This is a genomic window from Burkholderia sp. BCC1993 (genome assembly GCF_905339865.1).
In the GTDB taxonomy this organism is placed as follows: domain Bacteria; phylum Pseudomonadota; class Gammaproteobacteria; order Burkholderiales; family Burkholderiaceae; genus Burkholderia.
Genome location: NZ_CAJPGZ010000009.1, coordinates 23048 through 43655 on the forward strand (window position 1 = coordinate 23048; position 20608 = coordinate 43655).

The 20608-nt window shown below is 68.8% G+C and carries 17 protein-coding genes; 9 read left to right on the top strand and 8 right to left on the bottom strand.

The window, feature by feature from the left end; translation table 11 throughout:
- Positions 1-283: 283 nt before the first annotated feature.
- Genes U4Y91_RS16240 through U4Y91_RS16250 form a run of 3 tightly spaced genes read left to right on the top strand, consistent with a single transcriptional unit; the run spans position 284 to position 2224 of the window.
- The gene (locus U4Y91_RS16240) at positions 284-652 is read left to right on the top strand and encodes a response regulator (protein WP_040138947.1); all 369 of its coding nucleotides are present in this window, start codon (positions 284-286) and stop codon (positions 650-652) included.
- Positions 645-1271 (top strand): chemotaxis protein CheC, encoded by a 627-nt coding sequence (locus tag U4Y91_RS16245; RefSeq protein WP_321805883.1) that lies wholly within the window; start codon positions 645-647, stop codon positions 1269-1271. The genes U4Y91_RS16240 and U4Y91_RS16245 overlap by 8 nt, the downstream gene beginning before the upstream one ends.
- The gene (locus U4Y91_RS16250; RefSeq protein ID WP_321805884.1) at positions 1268-2224 is read left to right on the top strand and encodes a diguanylate cyclase; all 957 of its coding nucleotides are present in this window, start codon (positions 1268-1270) and stop codon (positions 2222-2224) included. The genes U4Y91_RS16245 and U4Y91_RS16250 overlap by 4 nt, the downstream gene beginning before the upstream one ends.
- A 70-nt stretch (positions 2225-2294) precedes the next feature.
- Here the strand turns inward: U4Y91_RS16250 and U4Y91_RS16255 are convergent, their stop codons facing one another.
- Positions 2295-3179, bottom strand: a complete 885-nt coding sequence (locus U4Y91_RS16255) for an alpha/beta fold hydrolase (RefSeq protein WP_321805885.1) — start codon at positions 3177-3179, stop codon at positions 2295-2297.
- Positions 3180-3396: 217 nt separating this feature from the next.
- Here U4Y91_RS16255 and U4Y91_RS16260 point away from each other — a divergent pair, with 217 nt between their 5' ends.
- The 5 genes from U4Y91_RS16260 (at position 3397) to U4Y91_RS16280 (ending at position 8794) form a co-directional block, all read left to right on the top strand.
- A complete protein-coding gene (locus U4Y91_RS16260; protein WP_321805886.1) occupies positions 3397-3729 on the top strand; it encodes a hypothetical protein in 333 nt (110 codons plus the stop codon).
- A 258-nt stretch (positions 3730-3987) separates the two neighbouring features.
- Entirely contained in the window at positions 3988-4836 is an 849-nt protein-coding gene (gene hpnD / locus U4Y91_RS16265) for a presqualene diphosphate synthase HpnD (protein WP_321805887.1), read from the top strand.
- Positions 4837-4840: 4 nt separating this feature from the next.
- The gene (gene hpnE / locus U4Y91_RS16270; RefSeq protein ID WP_321805888.1) at positions 4841-6094 is read left to right on the top strand and encodes a hydroxysqualene dehydroxylase HpnE; all 1254 of its coding nucleotides are present in this window, start codon (positions 4841-4843) and stop codon (positions 6092-6094) included.
- 15 nt (positions 6095-6109) lie between these two features.
- Complete coding sequence (gene shc, locus U4Y91_RS16275) at positions 6110-8083, top strand: squalene--hopene cyclase (RefSeq protein ID WP_321805889.1); 1974 nt, start codon at positions 6110-6112, stop codon at positions 8081-8083.
- 3 nt (positions 8084-8086) lie between these two features.
- Positions 8087-8794, top strand: coding sequence for a phosphorylase (locus tag U4Y91_RS16280; RefSeq protein WP_321805890.1), 708 nt, complete (start codon positions 8087-8089; stop codon positions 8792-8794).
- A 119-nt stretch (positions 8795-8913) separates the two neighbouring features.
- On the opposite strand, the gene U4Y91_RS16285 is transcribed toward U4Y91_RS16280, so the two are convergent.
- Together U4Y91_RS16285 and U4Y91_RS16290 are read right to left on the bottom strand one after the other, a co-directional pair.
- On the bottom strand, positions 8914-9930 hold the full coding sequence (locus U4Y91_RS16285; RefSeq protein ID WP_321805891.1) for a VacJ family lipoprotein: 1017 nt from the start codon (positions 9928-9930) through the stop codon (positions 8914-8916).
- Positions 9923-12556, bottom strand: coding sequence for an MMPL family transporter (locus tag U4Y91_RS16290; protein WP_321805892.1), 2634 nt, complete (start codon positions 12554-12556; stop codon positions 9923-9925). Before U4Y91_RS16290 ends, U4Y91_RS16285 begins: the two co-directional genes overlap by 8 nt.
- Positions 12557-12894: 338 nt before the next feature.
- Between U4Y91_RS16290 and U4Y91_RS16295 the strand changes: the two genes are divergently transcribed.
- Positions 12895-13491 carry an ABC transporter substrate-binding protein gene (locus U4Y91_RS16295; RefSeq protein WP_321805893.1) on the top strand — a complete coding sequence of 199 codons (597 nt, stop codon included), beginning with the start codon at positions 12895-12897 and terminating at the stop codon, positions 13489-13491.
- Positions 13492-13687: 196 nt separating this feature from the next.
- Here U4Y91_RS16295 and U4Y91_RS16300 read toward each other — a convergent pair whose 3' ends face one another.
- From U4Y91_RS16300 to U4Y91_RS16320, 5 genes are all read right to left on the bottom strand, one after another.
- Entirely contained in the window at positions 13688-14332 is a 645-nt protein-coding gene (locus U4Y91_RS16300) for a response regulator (RefSeq protein WP_044848871.1), read from the bottom strand.
- Positions 14333-14365: 33 nt separating this feature from the next.
- Positions 14366-15748, bottom strand: a complete 1383-nt coding sequence (locus U4Y91_RS16305) for a cache domain-containing protein (RefSeq protein WP_321805894.1) — start codon at positions 15746-15748, stop codon at positions 14366-14368.
- 120 nt (positions 15749-15868) lie between these two features.
- Complete coding sequence (locus U4Y91_RS16310; RefSeq protein ID WP_321805895.1) at positions 15869-17431, bottom strand: diguanylate cyclase; 1563 nt, start codon at positions 17429-17431, stop codon at positions 15869-15871.
- A gap of 550 nt (positions 17432-17981) precedes the next feature.
- A complete protein-coding gene (locus U4Y91_RS16315; RefSeq protein ID WP_321805896.1) occupies positions 17982-20156 on the bottom strand; it encodes a malate synthase G in 2175 nt (724 codons plus the stop codon).
- 36 nt (positions 20157-20192) lie between these two features.
- On the bottom strand, positions 20193-20597 hold the full coding sequence (locus tag U4Y91_RS16320; protein WP_321805897.1) for a GlcG/HbpS family heme-binding protein: 405 nt from the start codon (positions 20595-20597) through the stop codon (positions 20193-20195).
- Positions 20598-20608: the final 11 nt, after the last annotated feature.

The following is a 20608-nucleotide window of genomic DNA, read 5'->3' on the forward strand; positions in this document are numbered from 1 at the left end:
GCGGCTGTTTTCGGAATGCCGGGCGAACGAATCGATTCTGTTCGAAATGGGGAAAATGGCGAGTTGCACCGCCTTCGGTTTACTCAGAGAATCGCGCCTTGCTTTCCCCATGACAGATATATGCGCCCGCCGGCGTTTGCGGCGCGGTGTGTCGCGTGCCTCGCGCCGCGGCGCCCGCGCGCGGCCGCACGGCGGTGGCCGCGCTTGATTGCATGGCGCCTAAAGAAGCGCGCCGCGCGGTCGTTAACGCGAGAGAGACCATTCCGTATACCGCTTCGCCGCCATGCCTTTGCCGATCGTGATCGCCGACGACTCCTTGCTCGCTCGCAAACTACTGACAAAGGCACTGCCGGGAGACTGGGACGTCGACGTCGCGTATGCGGCGAATGGTCGTGAGGCCCTGGCGCTCTATCGTGACGGCAAGGCTTCCGTGATGTTTCTGGACCTGACGATGCCCGACATGAACGGCTATCAGGTGCTCGAGACACTGCGCCACGAAGATCTGAACACGTTCGTGATCGTGGTATCCGCCGATATCCAGCCGCAGGCGCAAGCACGCGTGCGCGAGTTGGGCGCGATCGCATTCGTTGCCAAGCCCGTGACGTCGGAGGCGTTGCTGCCCATTCTCAAGGAGTATGGGTTGTATGCCTGAATCGGTGTTCACGGCGGAGCAACGCGACGCGTTGCAGGAAATCGCCAACCTCGCGATGGGCCGTGCCGCCGCACGGCTCGCGCTGCTGCTCGGGCACTTCATCGAGCTGTCGGTACCGCGCGTGCGCGTCGTGAAGGCCGCCGATGCGGGCGACGCGCTGCGCGAGATGACGGGCATCCACGAGAACGTGACGGCCGTGCGCCAGGGATTCCGTTCCGACATCAAGGGCGAGGCGATCGTGCTGTGCCGCAGCGCGGGCGTCGCGCGGCTCATGTCGCTGATGGAGCGCACGTTCGGCGACGGCGTGTATGCCGGCATGGCCACGCACGACGAACTCGTGTTCGATGTCTCGAACGTGCTGATGAGCGCATGCGTCGCGTCGATCCTCGACGAGCTCGGCCGCAAGCCCGTGTTCTTCCCGCCGGGGCTGCTCGGCGCGAACGTGTCGTTCGACGACGTGTTCCAGCCGACCGCGCTCGCCTGGAGCGTCGCGCTGCTGCTCGAAGTGAACTTCGGCCTCGAGGATCACGCGTTCCGCGCACATTTCGTGATGCTGATGGCCGAGGACTCGATCCGGCTGATGGGCGACGCGCTCGACGCGTTGCTGTCCGCGCTATGAACGCGACCCCCGCCGCCACCGCCACTGCCGCGTCGCTGAGCGACCTCGTGATCGAACGGGTGGGCTTCGGCCTGTTCGTGCTCGACCGCACGATGACCGTGCTGATGTGGAATCGCTTCATGCAGGACCACAGCGGCATCCCGGCCGCCGACGTGATCGGCCGCAACCTGTTCGACTGCTTTCCGGCGCTGCCGCGCGCGTGGCTCGAGCGCAAGCTCGAGAGCGTGTTCCAGCTCGGCAGCTTCGCGTTCAGCTCATGGGAGCAGCGGCCCTACCTGTTTCGCTTCGAGCACGACCGGCCGATCACGGGCGGCGTCGACTACATGCAGCAGGATTGCACGTTCATGCCACTCACGCGCGGCCGCGAAGTCGAGGCCGTGTGCGTGACGATCTCGGACGTCACGCACGTGAGCGTGATGCAGCGCGAGCGCGAGGAGGCGGTCGCGAAGCTGCGCGAGCATGCGAATCTCGACGGCCTCACCGGCATCGCGAACCGGCGCTTCTTCGAGACGCGGCTCGGTGACGAGTTCGCGCGCTGGCAGCGCTACGGCGGCGACCTGTCGGTGCTGCTGTTCGACCTCGACCACTTCAAGACGATCAACGACCGGTTCGGGCATGCGGCCGGCGATGCGGTATTGCGCGAGACGGCGCGCCGCGTCGCGTCGATCGTGCGCGCGCAGGATACGTTCGGCCGCTTCGGCGGCGAGGAATTCGCGCTGCTGCTGCCGTGCACGAATCTCGACGAAGCGATGCGGGTAGCGGACAAGGTGCGCAACGCGATCGGCGGCACGCCGGTCGACGCGGAAGGCGTCAGCGTGCCGGTCACGGCGAGCGTCGGCGGCGCGTGCGCGACGGTCGGCGCGCCGGCGTGCGACGTGCTCGTCAACGAGGCCGACACCGCGCTCTATCGCGCGAAGCGGCTCGGGCGCGACCGGTCGATCGCGTACGCGTAAGCGCGGCGCGGCCGCAGCGCGGTCACGTGCGGCGTACCGCACACCGCACACCGCGCGTGCCGCGCCCCCGTCAGCTTTTCGCGATATCCGCCAGCACGCCGGCCAGCACGGCCGGCTGCGACACGAACGGCGAATGGCTGCTGTCGAGCTGGTGCACGTGCGTCGGATTGCCGGGCACGAACGCGTCGGCTTCGTCGATGAAGCGCTGCTGCAGCGCGGGCAGGATCACGCGATCCGCCAGGCACTTGATGTAGTGACGGTCGATCGCGCCCCAGCGCGCGGCGCTCGTCGGGATCGCGGTCGCGAACGGCGCGGCCGGCACGTCGCAGGTCATCAGGTTCGCCACCGCCTCGAAGTCGGCCTGCGGCACGTCGTCATACAGTGCGCGCTTCACGAGCGCGCGATACGCGGCATCGCCGCTGCGCGGATCGATCCGCAGCGCGCCCGCGACGCGCGGGCTCGCGAGCATCAGCGGGCCTAGCATTTCGCCCTTGTTCTCGGGCGCGCGCACGTAGTCGAGGCCCGGCACGCCCGACGCGGGCATGAACGCCGCGAGATAGACGATCTTCGCGATCTTCTCCGGCGCACGCTCCGCCGCGGCCGTGATCGCGAGGCCGCCCATGCTGTGCCCGACGAGCACGACCTTGCCGCGGCCGAGCGCGTACGCGTCGTCGACGGCCTGCATCACCTGCGTCGCGTAATCGTCGAGCGTGGTGTTCGCGACCGGCGACGGCTCGGCGCCGAAGGCGTCCTTGTCGAGCGGCCGTTCGAGATAGGACGCGGGAAAGCGGGCGTTGATGCCGTGCGCGGGCAGGTCGCGCGCGATCGACAGGTAGCCGCGCGCGGCCAGCGCGGCCGCGACGTGCGCGTAGCACCACGCACCGTGCCACGCGCCGTGCACCAGCACGAAAACGGGATGGTCGGATGGCGCGGTGGCGGTTACGTTCGTCTCCATGGTGTCCGTGTTTTTTTGAGAAAGATGTTCATCTTAGACGAAGCCGCGTAGACGAAGCTGCGCGTCCCGGCATGAACGCACGGCCCGAGCGTGCGCGGGCGCGCACCGGCTGTCGGGATGCGGCGCTTTTGTCTCGTACAGGCCACATATCGTCTCGATCTGATTTGAATTTGCGCCGAAGCGCGCTAATTTGACGCTTTGCTCCCGATTGCGCCCCATGAACGTCGATTACCTCTTCTACCGGCGGCCGGACAAACCCGGCCCCTATTCCCTCGACGACCTGGGCGAGACCGCGCCGCCGATCGGCCCGAGCGACATGGTGCGCGCGGGGATCGCGCGCGTGTTCGAGCAGATCGACTGGCGGGAATCGCCCGACGTGCCGGGCGCGTGGTTCGGCACCGGCGGCCCGTCGTTCCAGTTCACGGCGGAGCCCGACGGGCGCGTGACGAGCTTCATGGGCTCGCGGCTCGAACGCCGCTCGATGCTGCAGCTGACCCGCGAAATGGGGCTCATCGCGCTCGACCTGCAGCGCGACATCGTCTACGGCTGACGGGCGGCGCGGCGCCGTTCCCCGCCGCGGCCGGCCACGCCGGCCCGCCAGGCCCCGGGCGGCCCGCCGGGCGCGGCGCGTGTCCGCCATTGAACTTCAAAGATTGCTATACTTTCGCCCAATTCCGGCTTCCGGCCGGTAATTTGTGCCTGTCTGCGTCGATCGTTCGCATATCTCGCACGCATTTGACGCCCTGACCAACCCAGCCGGGCATGGCTTCTTCAATCGCCCCGCGTGGGTGTCTCCGTGGAGCTCGTCTTGGCCGTTTCCAATCTCGTCGTGGACGAACAAGAAACCGACGCCGCTGCCGTCACATCGGGCAGTTCTTTCTATCTGGCGATGCGCATCCTGCCGGCGGTGCAGCGCGATGCGATGTTCCAGGTCTACGCATTCTGCCGTGCGGTCGACGACATCGCCGACAGCGACCTGCCGCGCGCCGAGCGCAACGCGGGCCTCGATCGCTGGCGCGCGGACATCGACGCGTGCTTCGCCGGCCAGCCGCCGCGCCATCTGGTCGCGCTCGAGCGCGAGATCCGCGCGTTCGACCTGAAGCGCGAGGACTTCCACGCGATGATCGACGGGATGGCGATGGACGCCGCCGAGGACATCTGCGCGCCGGACGAGCCGACGCTCGACCTGTTCTGCGATCGCGTGGCGAGCGCGGCCGGCCGTCTGTCGGTGAGGATTTTCGGGATCCCGGAGGCGGAAGGCATCAAGCTGTCGCACCACCTCGGCCGCGCGCTGCAGCTGACGAACATCCTGCGCGACATCGACGACGACGCGGCGATCAACCGCTGCTACCTGCCGCGCGAGCTGCTCGCGCGCGAAGGCATCGCGATCACCGATCCGGCGACGATCGTGCGCGATCCGGCGCTGCCGCGCGTGTGCGCGACGCTCGTCGAGCGCGCGCTCGAGCACTTCCGCGCGGCGGACGCGGTGATGGACACCTGCACGCGTGCGCAGGTGAAGGCGCCGCGCATCATGTCGGGCGCGTATCGCTGCATCCTGGAAGCCGCGATCGCACGCGGCTTCGCCGCCCCGCGCGCGCCGCTGCGCAAGCCGAAGGCGCGCATGCTGATGATCGCCGCGCGCTACGCGCTGTTCTGAGCCGATGCCCAGAACCGTCCACGTGATCGGTGCAGGACTCGCGGGCCTGTCGGCCGCCGTCGAGCTGCAACGCCGCGGGCGGCGCATCGTGCTGCACGACGCGCATGCGCATGCGGGCGGCCGCTGCCGCTCGTGGTTCGACGGCGTGCTGAACACGACGCTCGACAGCGGGCTGCATCAGGTTTTCGCGGGGCAATCCGCGACCCAGCGCTACCTGCGCGCGATCGGCGCGGCCGATCGGCTCACGGGGCCCGCGCTGCCTGAATGCCCGGTGGTCGACGTCGCGTCGCAGCAGCGCTGGACGCTGCGTTTCGGCAACGGGCGCTGGCCGTCGTGGCTGTTCGACGCCGCGTCGCGCGCGCCGGGCACCACGCCGCTCGACTATCTTGCGCTGGCCTCGCTCGCGTTCGCGCGCACCGGCCGCTCGCTCGCACAGACGATGCGCTGCGACGGCATGCTGTGGGATCGTTGGCTGCGGCCGTATTTCCTCGGGGTGCTGAACGTCGAGCCGCGCCACGCGAGCGCCGAGCTCGCGCGCGCGGCGCTGTGCGGCACGTTTGCCGCGGGCGGCCCCGGATGGCGCCCGCTCGTCGCGCGCCACGGGCTCGGCAGCGCATTCGTCGAACCGGCGCTGCGGATGCTGCAGCACGGCGGCGCGCAGATCCGGCTGAATTCGCGGCTCGATGCGTTCGAATTCGGCGCGCACGGCAACGCGGTCGATGCGGTCGCGATCGGCGGCGAGCGCGTCGATCTCGCGTCGGGCGACGCGGTCGTGCTGGCCGTGCCGCCCGAGGTCGCGCAGCCGCTCGTCCCGGATCTCACCGCGCCCGACACGTTCAGTGCGGTCGTGACCGCGTATTTCGCGGTCGATACACCGGCCGACGGCCCGCTGCAGACGACCGTCGTCAACGGCGTCGTCGACGCGGTGCGCACCGGCGGCGGTCCGCTCGCGGCGACCATCCGCGACGCGGGCCGCTGGCTCGACATGCCGCGCGATGCGCTCGCGCGGCGCATCTGGGAAGACGTCGCACGCGTGACCGGCGCGAACCCGGAAACCATGCCAGCGTGGCAGCTCGTGGTCGAGCCGCGCGCGGGGTTTGCGGCGGTGCCGTCGCAGGAAATGAAACGTCCGGCCGTGCGTACGCGCTGGACCAATCTCGTGCTGGCGGGCGACTGGATTGCCACCGGCTTGCCCGCCACGATCGAGGGCGCGATCCGTTCAGGCCAGCTGGCCGCGGACGTGCTCCAGACACAGTAAGCAACAGAGGGACCGATGAACGATCTCACCGAAATGGCCACCCTGTCCGCCGGCACCGTGCCGGCCGGGCTCGACGCGGCCGTCGCCGGCGCGACCGACGCGCTGCTGGCCGCGCAGCAAGCAGACGGACACTGGGTCTACGAACTCGAGGCCGATTCGACGATTCCCGCCGAATACGTGCTGCTCGTCCACTATCTCGGCGAGACGCCGAACCTCGAGCTCGAACAGAAGATCGGCAAGTATCTGCGCCGCATCCAGCAGGCCGACGGCGGCTGGCCGCTGTTCACCGACGGCGCGCCGAACATCAGCGCGAGCGTGAAGGCGTATTTCGCGCTGAAGGTGATCGGCGACGACGAGAACGCCGAGCACATGCAGCGTGCGCGCCGTGCGATCCACGCGATGGGCGGCGCCGAGATGTCGAACGTGTTCACGCGGATCCAGCTCGCGCTGTACGGTGCGATTCCGTGGCGCGCGGTGCCGATGATGCCGGTCGAGATCATGCTGCTGCCGCAGTGGTTCCCGTTCCACCTGTCGAAGGTGTCGTACTGGGCGCGGACCGTGATCGTGCCGCTGCTGGTGCTGAACGCGAAGCGCCCGCTCGCGAAGAACCCGCGCGGCGTGCGCATCGACGAGCTGTTCATCGACCCGCCCGTCAACGCCGGCCTGCTGCCGCGCCAGGGCCACCAGAGCGCCGGCTGGTTCGCGTTCTTCCGCGTGGTCGATCATGCGCTGCGCGCGGCCGACGGCCTGTTCCCGAACTACACGCGCGAACGCGCGATCCGCCAGGCCGTGTCGTTCGTCGACGAGCGCCTGAACGGCGAGGACGGCCTCGGCGCGATCTATCCGGCGATGGCCAACGCGGTGATGATGTACGACGTGCTCGGCTATGCGGAAGATCATCCGAACCGCGCGATCGCGCGCAAGGCGCTCGAGAAGCTGCTCGTCGTGCACGAGGACGAAGCGTATTGCCAGCCGTGCCTGTCGCCGGTGTGGGACACGTCGCTCGCCGCGCACGCGCTGCTCGAAACCGGTGACGCGCGTGCGGAGGAAGCCGTGCTGCGCGGCCTCGACTGGCTGCGCCCGCTGCAGATCCTCGACGTGCGCGGCGACTGGATCTCGCGCCGCCCGAACGTGCGTCCCGGCGGCTGGGCGTTCCAGTACGCGAACGCGCACTATCCGGACGTCGACGATACGGCCGTGGTCGTGATGGCGATGGACCGTGCGCAGAAGCTCAGGCAGACGGATACGTATCGCGACTCGATGGCGCGCGCGCGCGAATGGGTCGTCGGCATGCAGAGCAGCGACGGCGGCTGGGGCGCGTTCGAACCGGAAAACACGCAGTACTACCTGAACAACATCCCGTTCTCGGATCACGGCGCGCTGCTCGATCCGCCGACCTCGGACGTGTCGGGCCGTTGCCTGTCGATGCTGTCGCAGATCGGCGAGACGCCGCTGAACAGCGAGCCGGCCCGCCGCGCGCTCGACTACATGCTGAAGGAACAGGAGCCGGACGGCAGCTGGTACGGCCGCTGGGGGATGAACTACGTTTACGGCACGTGGACCGCGCTGTGCTCGCTGAACGCGGCCGGCCTGACGCCGGACGATCCGCGCATCAAGCGCGGCGCGCAGTGGCTGCTGTCGATCCAGAACAAGGACGGCGGCTGGGGCGAGGACGGCGACAGCTACAAGCTCAACTACCGCGGTTTCGAGCAGGCGCCGAGCACCGCGTCGCAGACGGCCTGGGCGCTGCTCGGCCTGATGGCGGCCGGCGAGGTGAACAACCCGGCCGTTGCACGCGGCGTCGACTACCTGATCGCTCAGCAGAACGAAGAAGGCCTGTGGGACGAGACGCGCTTCACGGCAACCGGCTTCCCGCGCGTGTTCTACCTGCGCTATCACGGCTATCGCAAGTTCTTCCCGCTGTGGGCGCTCGCGCGCTATCGCAACCTGAAGCGCGCCAACGCGACGCGCGTGACGGTCGGGATGTAACGCGTGGCGCCGACGCAGCACAACGGCACGTTGCCCGTCATCGCCGTCACGGGGATGGCGTTCGAGGCACGCATCGCGCGCGGTCAGGGCGTCGAGGCCGTGTTCGCCGCGCGGGCCGACCGCCTCGAGCGCGCGCTGGCCGAGGCGACCGCGCGCGGTTGCGCGGGCATCGTGAGCTTCGGCACGGCAGGCGGGCTCGCGCCCGATCTCGCGCCCGGCGCGCTCGTGATCGCGGACGCGATCGACGGGCCGTTCGGCCGCGTGCAGACCGATCCGGGCTGGAGCGCGCGGCTCGTCGCCGCGCTGCACGACACGCCGGTGTGGGCGCGCGTCACGCGCGGCACGATGGCGGCGGTCGGCGCGCCGGTGATCAGCGAGCAGGAAAAGACGTCGCTGCATCGCGCGAAGGGCGCGCTCGCCGTCGACATGGAATCGCATATCGCCGCGGCCTTCGCGGCGTCGCGCGGCGTGCCGTTCGCGGTGTGCCGCGCGATCGTCGACCCGGCGTGGCGCACGCTGCCGCGCGCGGCGACGGCCGGCCTGCGCGACGACGGCAGCACGGCCATCCTGCCGATCCTGCGCGAACTGCTGAAGCAGCCGTCGCAGCTCGGCCCGCTGCTGCAGGTCGCGAGCGACGCGCGCGCGGCACGCACGACGCTGATCCAGGCTCGGCACGCATTCGAGCGTGCGGGCGCGATGCGGATCGTCTGAGCGGCGTTCGCCGCTTTCCGCTTCTCCTCTCCCCTTCCTTTTTTCGTTCTGCGGACGCGCAAAAAAAGAGCGCTGCATCATGCAGCGCTCTTCGGCTTGCGGGCGGTTTCCGTGATGCGCTACTGCGCAACCGGACTGCTCGCAGGCACCGTCGGCATTGCCGGTGCGATCGGCGCGCCGTTGGCGGCCGGCGCGGTCGTCGCACCGGTCGGCGCAGCCGTGGGAGCAGCGGCCGATGCTGCGGCCGGCGCGCTCGCCGGCGTCGCGCCGTCCGCACCCGGATCGTCGTACTGCGGCAACCCCGGCGCGGCCGGCGCGTTGTTCGGCGCCGTGCCCGATGCGCCGCCCGACTCGCCCGGATCCTCGTAGTTCGGCAACCCCGGCACGGCCGGCGTGGCCGCCGGCACCGCCCCCGCTTCACCCGGCTCCGTGTAGTTCGGCGGCGCGGCCGACGCCGACTGGCCGTGATACGTCAGCGACTTGCGCTGCTGCAGATACGCATCGCGGACGAACGAGTACGGATCGAGTGCCGCCTGCTTCAGCAGATCGGTCGCGCCGAGCAGGTCCGAACGCGCGCTGATGAACTGCGCGATGTACATCGGATTGCGCACGGCCGGCTCGATGTAGTTGAGCAGGTTGAAGCGGACGTCCACCGCGCGGCCGACGCCGTCGCGGATCGTGCTCGGCCCGAACACGGGCAGCACGAGGTACGGGCCGGACGGCATGCCCCAGCGCGCCATCGTCAGCCCGAAATCCTGGTGATGCTTCGGCAGCCCGGCGGGCGTCGCGATGTCGATCAGGCCGGCGACGCCGAACACCGAGTTCATCGCCACGCGCATCAGATCCTGCGTTGCATCGGTGATGCGCAGCTGCAACAGGTTGTTCGCCATGTTGCCGAGATCGCCGAGGTTCGAGAAGAAGTTGCTGATCGCGGTACGCACGGGCGTCGGCGTGATCTTCTGGTAACCCTTCGCGATCGGCACGGCGATGTTCGTGTCGACCGTGTCGTTGAACTTGTACATCGCCCGGTTCATCGGCTCGAGCGGGTCGTTGGGGTTGCGGTTCGGGCCCGTCGCACAGCCGCTCAGCACTGCGCTGGCAGCGACGGTCGCCGCAATGATTCGCACCTTATTCATTGTTTCCTTGCAATTGGTTCTTGGCGCGTTTGACGCGCGGCTTGCCCATCAGGACGGGCTGAAACACCACGGCGCCGATCAGGGTGCAGGTCAACGCCAGCGCGAGCAGCTTGCCCATGCTCGACGTGCCCGGATGATGCGACAGCCACAGGCTGCCGAAGGCGGTTGCGGTCGTCGCGGCGCTGAACAGCACCGCGTGCGTGAGGCTCGAATGCAGCAGGCCCGTCTGGCCCGCGCGCCACGCCATCACGAAGTACACCTTGAACGCAACGCCGACGCCGAGCATCAGCGGCAGCGCGATGATGTTCGCGAAGTTCAGCGACATGCCGAGCACGACGCACATCTCGAGCGTGACGAGCCCCGACACGAGCAGCGGCACCAGCGTGCGCAGCACGTCGCCGAAGCGGCGCAGCGTGATCCACAGCAGGATCGTGATCGACAGGATCGACCACAGCGCCGCGTGCAGGAACGCGTTGATGATCGTGTCGGCCGAATGCAGGATCGAGATCGGCCCGCCGGTCGCGCCGGGTTCCGCCGCCTTCACCGTCTTCGCGAAGCGGCGCAGCATCGTGTCGTCGTTCGGGTCGACGCCCTTCGGCACCTTCGGCGAAATCTGCACGAGCGCGTGGCCGTCCGGCGCGACCCAGTCGCGCACGATCTGCGGCGGCAGCGATTCGCGCGTGATGTCCTGCGGCTGCAGCAGCGCCGCGAGCTGGTTAAGCGCGATGCGCAGCGTGTCGGAGAACGCGCGTTCGGCGCGGTCGCGCGCCGCGCTGTCGGCGGCGGCCAGCTTCGCGAGCGACGCCGACAGATGCTGCGCGGCGGCGGCACCCGGGCCCGGGTGATCTTCCGCCGCGTAGCTCAGCAGATCCGACACGCGCTTGAGCGCGGCGACGCGCTGCGCATCGGTCGCGGCCGGCGCGGCCGGCTGCGTCAGCGCGGGCAGTAGGTCGCTCGCGGCCGCGGCGATCGCCGCGCGCTTGGCCGGCTGGTCGGCCGGCACGAAGGTCGTGAGCGTCGTCGTGCGGCCGACTTCCGGCAGCGCGTCGAGGCGCTTCGCGGCCGCGTCGGCCTCGGCGAGCGACGGCGCGAGCAGCGTGACGTCGTTGACGGCCGCTTCGGGCGAATCCTTCAGCGCGAGCAGCGTCGCCATCGATTCGCTGTTCGGATCCTTCAGGTGCAGCGGGTTGAAATCGAAGTGCAGGAACGCGAGCAGCGGCAGCGCGCCGATCACGACCGCGAGCGTGCCGATCAGGATCGGCTTGCGATGGCGATCGAGGAAGTCGTCGACGGGGGCGAGCCACGGAAAGCCCGGCGTCTTCGATTCGCCCGGCGGCGCGAACAGGCGCAGCAACGCGGGCAGCAGCGTGAGCGTGGTCAGCAGCGCGACGAACATCCCGACGCCCGCGATCAGGCCGAGTTCGGACACGCCGCGATAGGCCGTGGGGATGAACGAGAAGAAGCTCGCCGCAACCGCCGCGGTGGCGAGCGCGAGCGGCATGCCCATCGAGTGCGCGGCGCCGATCAGCGCGTGATCGATGCGCGGATCGCGGAAGCGTTCCTCGCGGTACTTCACGCCGTACTGGATCGAGAAGTCGACGCCGAGGCCGACGAACAGCACCATGAACGCGACCGAGATCATGTTCAGCGAACCGACCATCGCGAGGCCGAGCGCGGCCGTCACGACGAGGCCGACGAACAGCGTGACGAGCACCGAGCCGATCATCCGCTTCGAGCGCAGCGCGAGCCACAGGATCACGAGCACCGCGAGCAGCGTGAGCACGCCGTTGAGCGCGGCGCCGTCTTGCACCGACGCGAACTCGTCGTCGGCGAGCGGCTGTTCGCCGGTCAGGCGCACGACCGCGCCGTAGCGTTGCTCGAGGCCGAGCGCTTTCGCCGTGTCGCGGATCACCTGGGTCGTTTCGGCACCGGCCTTCAGCGCGCCATAGTCGACGACCGGCTGCACCGTGACGAACGCGCGTGCCGGCTGGCGTGCGGCATCGCTGTCGACCAGTCCGCGCCACGAGAACGCGGCGGGCCTGCCGGCCAGCACGTCGTCGACCGTCGCGGCGCTGCGCGCGAGCAGCTTCGCCATCGCGGGCAGCTTCACCTGGCCGGTCAGGAGCGGCTGGCCGAGCGTGGTGGACAGCGTGGTCGCGAGCCCGGTCAGGCTCGGGTTCTTCGCGAGTTCGTTGACGAGCGGCCGCGCGCTCGCGAGCTGCGACGTCGTATCCGACACTTCCTGCGGCGACAGGAACAGCAGCCCGTTGTGCTCGAAGAACGGGCCGCCGCCGGGTTCGGCGACCTGACCGATGCGGCCGGCGTCGGCCTGCTTGCGCAGGGCTTCGGTGAGCGCGTGCGCGGCGGCCGTCGCGAATTCGGGGGCCGGCGCCTCGACCACCGCGAGGATCGTGCCGTTGCGTTGCGGGAAGGCCTTGTCGACGGCCTGGCCGAGTGCGGCCCACTGCGGTTCCGCGTCGACGAGCTTGCTGATGTCCGTGTTGATCTTGAAGTGCTGCGCGACGTAGACGCCGCTGAAGACGGCGATGACGAGCGACAGCACGACGACCCAGACGGGGCGGCGTACCGACAATGCGACGAGTCGGACGATGAGAGAAGTCACCATGTGGCGGTGGGGAGGGGCTGGCAAGGACAAGGCAAAGAGTATACCGGCGCCACGTGACGTCGGTCGCGACGTTGGAGCGTAAAGGGGCGGGAAGGATATTTGCTGCGCCGGGAGGGAATCGAGGGAATCGCCGCGAATGGTAGGACGAATGGTCGGCGGAAATTGACATAATCGGCGCCGATCGCGCTGCGGCCGACACCCTGTGACAAAAGGGGCTGAAAGGTAACAGTCGGTCACCGCGCGGCAGGCGGGCCGCCGGGCCGCTATACTTCGACCCACCGGCCGATGCGATCGATGCAATCCGCCGTCCGTTTTTTTTACCGAGTGCGAATATCCGTATGAAACGTCATCTGTTTGCTTTCGTCGCGGCGGCCGCCGTGTCGGTTTCCGCTTTCGCGCAGAGCGCGCCGGTCGACATCGTCCGTAATGCGGTCGAAGGCACCGTCAACGCGATGAAGGCCGATCCGGGTGCGCGCGGCGGCGACATGGCAAAAGTCACGCAAGTCGTCGAGCAGCGCTTCCTGCCCGCGACGAACTTCGAGCGCACGACCCGCATCGCGGTCGGCGACGCCTGGAAGCAGGCGACGCCGCAACAGCAACAGGAGCTGTACAAGCAGTTCAAGGTGCTGATGACGCGCACCTATGCCGCGTCGCTCGCGCAGCTCGGCAGCCAGGACGCGAAGTTCTCGTTCAAGGCCGGCGGCGCGTCGGGTGCCGATGCGCTGGTGCAGTCGACGGTCACGACGCCGGGCGACAGCCAGTCGGTCGGCTACCGGCTCGGCAAGGTCGGCAGCGACTGGAAGATCTACGACATCGACATGTCGGGTGCGTGGCTGATCCAGGTCTACCAGGGCCAGTTCAAGAGCCAGCTCGCGTCGGGCGGGATCGACGGCCTGATCGCGTATCTGCAGAAGCACAATTCGCGGACGAATTGAGCGTCGCTGCGCGTAGTTTGGATGAGTGAAAGGCGCCTCCGGGCGCCTTTTTCATTTGTAGGTCGGGCGAGCGGTGATTGCTACTGCGCGATGCTGACTTGGCGAGTCACATACGAAGCCAGAAAAAACAGCATCGTAGGGCTAATCAATGTGACCGAGGCGCACAGGGCCTTTTGCGGCGTCGCACGTCGCCGCCCTACCGCCGCCGATGCTCGACCGCGAACTTGATCAGCTCCGCCTGCCCTTCGATCTCGAGCTTGCGCTTCAGATTGAGCCGATGCGTTTCCACCGTGCGGACCGACAGCCCCGTCTGCTGCGCGATCTGCTTGCTCGACAGCCCCTCGGCCAGCGCATCGAGGATGTCGCGCTCGCGCGGCGTCAACCGGTCGAGCGGCGACGCGGTCGCGCTCGCCTGGATCATCCGCGCGGCGAGCCCTTCGCTGAAGAACGTCTGCCCGGCCAGCACCGAGCCGATCGCGCGCACGATCTCGCTCGCGGGCGAATCCTTCAGCAGGTAGCCGCTCGCGCCGGCGCGCACGGCCTGCGTCACGTATTCGATGTTGTCGTGCATCGACAGCATGAGCACGCGAATCCCCGGAAAGCGCTCGTGGAACACGCCGGCGAGCGTGATGCCGTTCATCCCGTTCATGCCGACGTCCATCAGCGCGAGATCGGGCTCGAGCGACGCGGCGAGCGCAAGCGCCTCGTCCGCGTTGCCGGCTTCGCCGACCACGGACAGGTCGGCCGCCTCGAGCCGCATCCGCAGGCCGTCGCGCACCAGCGGATGATCGTCGACCAGCAGCAGTCGGGCAGCGGGCCGGGCGGTGTCGGGGGCGCTCATGGGCAAGGGTCTCCGGTGATGGGGAGCGTGTCGTCAGGCGGCGGCGCGCAGCGGCACGCGCGCGGCCACGACGGTATGGCCGACCTGCGACGTGATCGTCAGCATGCCGCCGAGCGCGTCGAGCCGCTCGCGCATGTTGCGCAGCCCGATGCCGCGGCGCGCGTCGGTCTGCGTACGCTCGGCGTCGAAGCCGCAGCCGTTGTCGGCGATGGTCAGCGTGACGGCATGCGCGCCGACGTCGAGCGTGACGGCCGCGCGCGACGCCTGCGCATGATGCACGATGTTGCTGAGCGCCTCCTGTGCGATCCGGAACAGCGCCGTATTGACCGGCGCGGGCAGCGGCCGCGCGCCGCTGTGCGCCACTTGCGTATAGCCGATGTCGATGCCGCTTTCCGCGCCGAGCTCGCGCACGAGCTGCTCGAGCGCGGCGGCGAGGCCGAGATCGTCGAGCATCGCCGGGCGCAGCGCGTGCGAGATGCGCCGCACTTCGCGCAGCGTGTCGCCGAGCCGCCCGATGCCCGACGCGAGCGCCTGCTCGGCTTCGGGCATGCGCGCGGTGCCGCGCTCGAAGCGCGCGAGCGCGGATTCGAGCATCAGCTTCGCGGACACCATCATCTGGCTGATCCCGTCATGCAGCTCGCGCGACAGCCGCTCGCGCTCCTGCTCCTGCGATTCGACGACGCGCTGCGCGAGCTGCTTGAGCTTCGCGTCGGCGCTGCGCGACTCGCTGACGTTCAGCACCAGCGCACAGACGGAGATCACCGCCGCGCCGGTCAGCGCGATCGCGGTGAGCCAGCTCATCGTGCGCTCGATGTTCGCGGACGCGCGCGCGTCGATGCGCTGCAGCGCGGTGTCGACGTCGTCGAGATAGATGCCGGTGCCGACCATCCAGCCCCAGCGTTCGAGCGCGACGACGTAGCCGAGCTTCGGCGCGGGCTTGCCCGTCGACGGCCGCTGCCACGTGTAGCGCACGTAGCCGCCGCCGTGCGACGCGGCGCCGATCAGCTGCTGGATCGTCAGCGCGCCCTGCGGGTCGCGCATCGACCAGTAGTTGTGGCCGACGCGCTCGGGCTCGCGCGGATGCATCAGCGCATTGCCGTGCAGGTCGTACACGAAGAAATAGCCGTCGGGGCCGAAATCCATCTTCTGCAGCATCGCGAGCGCCTGCGTGCGCAGCAGTCCGTCGTCGCGCGCATTGCGGCCGCTCGCGTCGTACAGCGGCATGATCGCGCTCGTCGCGAGCTCGACGTAATGCTTCAGCTCGACTTCCTTGCTCGCCAGGTAGGCGGCCTGGATCGTCGCGTGCTGCGTGCGCGCGAGCGACGTCGCCTGCTGGCGCACGCCGAAGCCGATGCCGGCGATCGCGAGCAGGAACGGCACGATGGCCAGAAGGAAAATCTTTGCCTTGAGTCTCATGGTGGTGTGAAGCGGGCGCGGGCCGGCGGGCGCGCGTGTCGCGCGGCGGCGGGGCGAGCCGACATTGTCGGCGATTTCGCCCGCGGGCGGCGTTGCGGCGGCCGGACGGCCAGCTGTGGCTCAGGCGCGCCGCAGCGTGCGATCGACGGGCGGGGTCGTCTGCACGACGACCCGGTTGCGCCCGCCTTCCTTCGCGCGGTACAGCGCGTCGTCGGCGAGCTTCAGTGCGGCCTGGATGCTGTCGTCGCGTTCCGGATAGCAGGTCGTCACGCCGATGCTCGCGGTCAGGCGGTCGGACGCGTCCGTGTCGTGCAGGATGCCGAGATCGAGGATGCCGGTGCGGATCGTCTCGGCGATCGTCACGGCGCCGGGCGTGTCGACGTCCGGCAGCACCACGACGAACTCCTCGCCGCCGTAGCGCGCTGCATAGTCGGCCGGGCGGCGCAGGCATCCGGCGATGCAGTGGCCGACCGCGGCGAGCGCATCGTCGCCGGCCTGGTGGCCTTGCGTGTCGTTGTAGCGCTTGAAGTGATCGACGTCGACGAACAGCAGTGACAGCGCGTGCTGCGAGCGCGCCGCACGGCGCCATTCGCGCGCGAGCGTGACGTCGAGCATCCGGCGGTTGTCGAGGCCCGTGAGGCCGTCGGTGCGCGCGAGCGCTTCCAGCTCGGTTTCCGCGCGGTGACGCTTGCGCAGTTGGATGTCGAGCAGCATCGACAGGCCGACGAAGCCGAGCGCGAGCAAGGCCATCGCCGAGCCGATCGGGATCGCGCGGTCGTACCACGCGGCGTAGGTGTCCGCCTCCGAGCGCGCGACCATGATGATCAGCGGCAGGTGGTCGAGGTGCCGGAACACGTAAAGGCGCCGCACGCCGTCGATCGACGCGGTATCGGCGAAGCTCCCTTCGTTGGCGGTCATGAACCGGCGGAACGTGCTCGCCTTGCTGATGTTGCGGCCGACGATCGCCGGATCGTAAGGCTGGCGCGCGAGCATCAGGCCCTTCGTATTGATCAGCGCCATCGACCCGCGATCGCCGAGCGCGAGGCGCGAGAACAGGTCCTGGAAATATTCGAGCCGGATCGACATCACGGCGACGCCGCCGAACGACCCGTCGGGCCGCGTGATCCGCCGGCTGAGCGCGATGCTCGGCGAGCCGCCGCGCAATCGCGAATGGTACGGGTCGCTGACGTACAGGCCGACGTCCGGGTTGTCGCGGTGCACCGTGAAGTACGATTCGTTGCCGAAGTTGGCCTTGCGCGGCACGTCGCTCTTGCCGTCGACCGCGATGTCGCCGTTCGAGTCGAGCACGTAGATGCCGCCGAGATACTTGGCCGTCGTCGCGCGATCGAACAGCACCTGGCGGCGCAGCGCCATCGGCAGCGCGACGACCGCGGGATCGTTCTCGCCTTCGACGACTGCCTGCAGCGACAGCGCATAGAACTCGATGTTGCGCTCGATGTCCCACGACGCCATCAGCGCGATGTTCTGCTGTGTGGTGCGCGCGCGATCGCGTGCGTCGATTCGGCCTTCGTACAGCAGGATGCCGCACAGCAACAACAGGATCAGTGCGATCAGCAGCCCTGAATAGAAGATCAGGTGCGGCAGCAGGAACCGGCGCAATTGGGCGGCGACGCGGCTTGTCAGGCCGGATTCGCTGGGCATTGCGTAGTCGGTTTCTGCCATGGTCCGTGGATCGATGGGCATCGTCGCCGGGCGGCGGATCGATGCGATTGTTCGTATGATTGGCCGGCGATGACCCGGAATGCACCCCCCGGTGCGCATTCCGCCCGACCGACCTGGAACACGGTGCCGATGATCGGTGATGGCGGCCGGATAAACCGCTGAATCACCTGCTCACCGGCAAGAATTGCCGCGATTCGACGATCCGACGAATCGGGCGGCGCGGATTGGTCCGAGTATAACGCGCGCATTCGTGCACGCGGAAAATGTTGCAGACCGTTGATCCGGATCAAATTATCGTCCTGGCAAAGACTTGCCAATCGCGTGCGGAACGTTGCAGCGCAAGGCTTTGCGCCAGGAGCGGGCGGCGCGCATTCCGCCGCCGCCGATTTACATGCTTTAACGGCAGGCGCACGCGGAATCTGAAGTCGCGCGATTCGGGTCGATTATCCGTTTCAGCGTTTGCATGAATTCGCATGTGAAAACGGGCGGCCTTAAGTAATGGCCGCCCGTTTCGTGAAAACCGCATGCGGGAAAGCCCGCATGCGTAGGTTTACGCGCCGTGCTGTTGCGCCTTGTACGCGAGCCGGAACCGATGCAGCAGCGGCTCGGTATAACCGCTCGGCTGCGACGTGCCCTGCAGCGCCAGTGCGCATGCGGCCTTGAACGCGGTCGACTGGTCGTAGCCGGGCGCCATCGGGCGATAGTTCGGGTCGCCGGCGTTCTGCTGGTCGACGACGCGCGCCATCCGCTTGAACACGTCGAGCACGAAGGCCTCGGTGATCACGCCGTGGCGCAGCCAGTTCGCGATGTGCTGGCTCGAGATGCGCAGCGTCGCGCGGTCTTCCATCAGGCCGACGTCGTGGATGTCCGGCACCTTCGAGCAGCCGACGCCCTGTTCGACCCAGCGCACGACGTAGCCGAGGATGCCCTGCGCGTTGTTCTCGACCTCGCTCAGGATCTCGCTCTCGTTCCAGGCGGCGCGCTCGACGACCGGCACGGTCAGCAGCCCTTCGAGCAGCGTGTCGCGCTCGCTTGCGTACGGCGTCTTCTCGAGTTCCTGCTGGATGGCCTGCACGTCGACGAGATGGTAGTGCAGCGCGTGCAGCGTCGCGGCGGTCGGCGACGGCACCCACGCGGTGTTCGCGCCGGCGCGCGGATGCGCGATCTTCTGCTCGAGCATCGCGTGCATCAGGTCCGGCATCGCCCACATGCCCTTGCCGATCTGGGCGCGGCCGCGCAGGCCGGCCGACAGGCCCGCGAGCACGTTGTTGCGCTCGTACGCCTGGATCCACGCCGACGACTTCATGTCGCCCTTGCGGATCATCGGGCCCGCTTCCATCGCGGTGTGCATCTCGTCGCCGGTGCGGTCGAGGAAACCGGTGTTGATGAACGCGACACGCGCGGCGGCCGCCGCGATACAGGCGGCGAGGTTCACGCTGGTGCGGCGCTCCTCGTCCATGATGCCCATCTTCAGCGTGTTGCGCGACAGGCCGTACAGATCCTCGATGCGCGCGAACAGCGTGTCGGCGAACGCGACTTCGACCGGGCCGTGCATCTTCGGCTTCACGATGTAGATCGAGCCGGTGCGCGAGTTGCGCTTGGCCTTCAGGTCGTGCAGCGCGCACAGCGTCGTGACGACACCGTCGAGGATGCCTTCCGGAATCTCGTTGCCGTCGCGGTCCAGCACCGCGCCGTTGGTCATCAGGTGGCCGACGTTGCGCACGAACAGCAGCGAGCGGCCGTGCAGCACCAGCGTGCCGCCGGCCGGCGTGGTGTACTCGCGATCGGCGTTCAGGCGGCGCGTGAAGGTCTTGCCGCCCTTCGCGACCTCCTCGACCAGCGTGCCCTGCATCAGGCCGAGCCAGTTGCGGTAGAGCTGGACCTTGTCGTCGGCGTCGACCGCCGCGACCGAATCCTCGCAGTCGATGATCGTGCTGACCGCGGCTTCGAGCACGACGTCCTTCACGTTGGCGAGATCGGCGCGGCCGATGGGGGTCGACGCGTCGATCTGGATCTCGAGGTGCAGGCCGTTGTGCTTCAGCAGGATCGCGGACGGCGCGCCTGCCGCGCCCTGGTAGCCGACGAACTGCGCCGGCTGCGCGAGGTGCACGACGCCCTTGCCGGTTTCGACGGCGAGCTGGCCGTCCTGCACGCGGTAGCGCAGCGCGTCGCGGTGCGAGCCGCTCGCGAGCGGCGCCGCGTTGTCGAGCACGCCGCGCGCGTAGTCGATCACGCGCTGGCCGCGCGTCGGGTTGTAGGCCGACGTGCGTTCGGCGCCGCCGTCTTCCGGCAGCGCATCGGTGCCGTACAGCGCGTCGTACAGGCTGCCCCAGCGTGCGTTCGCGGCGTTCAGCGCATAGCGCGCGTTCGACAGCGGCACGACGAGCTGCGGGCCGGCCTGCGTCGCGATCTCGCTGTCGACGTGCGCGGTGGCTGCCGCGACGTTCGACGGGACCGGCACGAGGTAGCCGACCTGTTCGAGGAACGCGCGAAACGCGGCATGGTCGCGCACCGGGCCGGGGTGCGCGCGATGCCACGTGTCGAGTTCGTGCTGCAGGCGGTCGCGTTCCGCGAGCAGCTCGCGGTTGCGCGGCGCGAGGTCGTGCACCAGGGCCGAGAAACCGCTCCAGAACGCGGCCTTGTCGATACCGGTGCCCGGCAGTGCTTCGTTTTCAATGAACTGGCTCAGCGCTGGCGCGACTTGCAGTCCTGCTTGGTCGATCATCGTGATTCCTCCCGGGGAATGAAAAACGCGCGCGGATCAGGCCGCGACGCTTTGTGCGCCGGCGCGGGCGATCTGGGCATCCTGTTCGGACTTTACGCCAGACACACCGATCGCGCCCGCAATGCGGCCGTCCACCGTCACCGGCACGCCGCCTTCGAGCAACCCCGTCAGCGGCACGCTCAGAAACGCCGTGCGGCCACCGTTGATCATATCCTCATACGCCTTCGTCTCGCGACGGCCGAGCGCTGCCGCGCGCGCCTTGTCCTGCGCGATATACGTGCTCGCCGCCGACGCGCCGTCGAGGCGGGCGAACGCGAGCAGATGGCCGCCGTCGTCGACGACGGCGATCGAGACCGCCCAGCCGTGACGCTCGGCTTCCGCGCGCGCGGCGGCGAGCATGCGTTCGACGTCGGCGAGTTCGAGTTCGGGCTTCGTTTTCATGGTGTTCCTCC